The organism is bacterium (genome assembly GCA_035703895.1).
GTDB lineage: Bacteria > Sysuimicrobiota > Sysuimicrobiia > Sysuimicrobiales > Segetimicrobiaceae > Segetimicrobium.
Map to the genome: position 1 here is coordinate 1 of DASSXJ010000321.1, position 2545 is coordinate 2545.

Genomic DNA, 2545 nt, shown 5'->3' on the forward strand with positions numbered 1-2545 from the left:
CTACATCAATAAGCACCGGTTCGAGCCCACCGACGGTCCCATATACCGCGTCCGCGTCGGTTCGATCGCGCACTGGCGCGTCGTCAATCAGACGCACGAAATCCACCCGTTCCACATCCATCAAGTGCATTTCCTCACCTATGCCGTGAATGGCGTGCCGGTCCAGGATCCCGTCTGGCTGGACACGATGGATGTGCCGAGCGACGGCGGAATCATCGATGTCATCCTCGATGCGAGGCAGCCCGTTGTTCGGGGGATGGCCGTGTCCCACTGCCACATAATCCGGCACGAGGACAAAGGCATGATGGCCAAGGTGCTCTTCTACTGAGCGGGCACCTGTAAACGGGCACCTGCCTCAACGTGGGCCATTCGGCTCGCCGGTGCAGATTCGCGGGAAGCCGATCGCCGGCGATGCCAACATGGAGGTGCTGGCCAAGCGCAGGCCGGGTTTCAGTGGGGGGGACCTAGCGAACGTGGTCAATGAGGCGCCGCTGCTGACCGCGTACCGCGAGGGCGGTCACGCCCTCGTGGGGCAAGCTCCTGCCCCGGGCGAACAGCTGATGAACTTGGCTGGCGAGACCATAACAGAGGCGCCGAGCGGAATGCTCAGCGCCTCCGGCACAAGATCCCCATCAAAGGTACCACACGTATCACAGTGTCGGTGTGGTGTAGACGGTCACAGTGCTTCCGCGCCCGCCGCCGGCGCGAAGCCGACCACGATCGCGAGCAATATCACTAGGTACCTCATCACACCACACCTCCCCATTCTACCTATCAGGTCACGCCGCGGACTCAGCGGGCATCGCCTCGGGGGAGGGGCCGCCCAGCAGAACCGCATCCTTCATGATCGTTTCGACCTCTTCCCGATCGGCGGCCGTCGGCTCCAACTCGACGGCGCCCACCGATCCCGAAATCTGCTCGGGACGATGCGACCCCACGATCGCCACGTGCACGCCGGGAACCGAAAGGGTCCACGCGATCGCCAGATGAACGAGGGAATGACCCCGGCGTTCCGCGAGCCGCCGCAGCCTGTCGACTACGGCGAGGTTTGTGCGGAGCGTGTCGCCCCGGAAGATCGGGCTCGTGCTCCGCCAATCACCCGCGGGGAACTTCGGGTTCGCCGTCATCCGTCCGCTAAGCAGGCCGTGCGCCAGCGGCCCGTAGACGAGGACGCCAATCCCTTGCTCCCGACAATAGGGCAGGACGTCGCGCTCGAATTCCCGGCGAAAGAGGCTGTAGGCCGGTTGCAGGGTATCGATGCGCCGGTACCGCCCCATTTCGGCGAGATCGGCGGCGCTGAAGTTCGAAACGCCAATGTAGCGCGCTTTCCCTTCCCGCACGAACCCGCTCAGCGCATCGGCCGTCTCGGCAAACGGCGTTTTCGGATCCGGCCAGTGGACCTGGTAGAGGTCCACATGGTCGGTGCCGAGAGCCCGGAGACTCTCTTCGATGCCCTTCCGGAGCCAGGCCGGGCTCGCGTCGCGGACCAGACCGTTGCCGCTCTGTCGAAGCCCGCCTTTCGTCGCGATCACAATCTTGTCGCGTTCGCTGCGCATCTTGTCGCGCAGCGCCGCGCCCAGCAGTCGCTCGGATGCCCCGAAGCCATATGCCTGCGCGGTGTCAAAAAAATTGATCCCCAGGTCGAGCGCCCGCTGAATGGTGGCGGTCTCCGCGGCCCCGTCCACCGCTCCCCAATCGCCACCCGCCTGCCACAGCCCCAACGCAATACGTGAGACATAGAGCCCGGTCCGGCCTAGATACGTGTATTTCACCGTGGTCACCCCTTTCTCTCTGAGGTTGGTTAGTCGCAGACCATCTGTTAGTGTCCCTGTCCGGCCGCTGAACCGGCGATCCCTCCGGGCGGCTGGGCAGAAAGAACCCCTGCCTCGGGACCGCCGGAGAACACCCACACGGCCGCGAGCAGCGCCAGCCCCATGACCATGCCCGAGAGAATCGCATACCACGAACGAGCGAATGGTGACATAGGTTGAGCCACCTCCAATCTCCCCAGTCAGGCGTCGGCTATACGCCAAGACGCGCGCACAGCGCGACGTCGCAGCTCTCATGGTTGCAGAGGCAGGGTCGACCGGCATCGTCCGGAAGGGCAACCTCGCCAGAGGCCAAAAGGGCAGCACTGGAGAGGTAGCGGAGCTCAACTGCAGGTAGACATCATCCTGTTTGCACAGGGGCAGGTCGCTTGCTAGTATGTGACTCGGGGGGGACCTCCCGGCATCTCGGCACAGCGGAACTGCACTCATCCCTCACGTGATCGCATTCACCTGGAACGCCTCTCCCGAGGTCGTGCCAAGCCCCCCGCGGTTGTCTACGGAGCTACTGGATGCCCAAGCCAGGTCGAGGATCGCAGGGATCCTTTCGCAGGACACCACCGAGCGCCCCTGGGACCCTGCCCTTTACCCTCCTCTCGGATCCCACGCCCCTGATCGGCCGGGACCGGGAACTGGAGGCCCTGCGCCACCACCTCCTCGGCGATTCGGTGCGCCTCCTCACCGTGATGGGGCCGGGCGGCGTCGGCAAAACCCGGCTC

Annotated in this window: 4 protein-coding genes; 2 read left to right on the top strand and 2 right to left on the bottom strand. The window is 64.7% G+C overall.

Annotated features, from left to right (window positions below; all coding sequences use genetic code 11):
- Positions 1-328, top strand: a 328-nt coding sequence (locus tag VFP86_21155; GenBank protein HET9002158.1) for a multicopper oxidase domain-containing protein, incomplete at its 5' end; no start/stop codon positions are given.
- Between the two features lie 451 nt (positions 329-779).
- Here VFP86_21155 and VFP86_21160 read toward each other — a convergent pair.
- Both VFP86_21160 and VFP86_21165 read right to left on the bottom strand, forming a co-directional pair.
- Positions 780-1772, bottom strand: coding sequence for an aldo/keto reductase (locus VFP86_21160; GenBank protein HET9002159.1), 993 nt, complete (start codon positions 1770-1772; stop codon positions 780-782).
- 47 nt (positions 1773-1819) lie between these two features.
- Positions 1820-1984, bottom strand: a complete 165-nt coding sequence (locus VFP86_21165; GenBank protein ID HET9002160.1) for a hypothetical protein — start codon at positions 1982-1984, stop codon at positions 1820-1822.
- 354 nt (positions 1985-2338) lie between these two features.
- Here VFP86_21165 and VFP86_21170 point away from each other — a divergent pair.
- Positions 2339-2545: hypothetical protein (locus tag VFP86_21170; protein HET9002161.1), on the top strand; the 207-nt coding region annotated here is incomplete at its 3' end.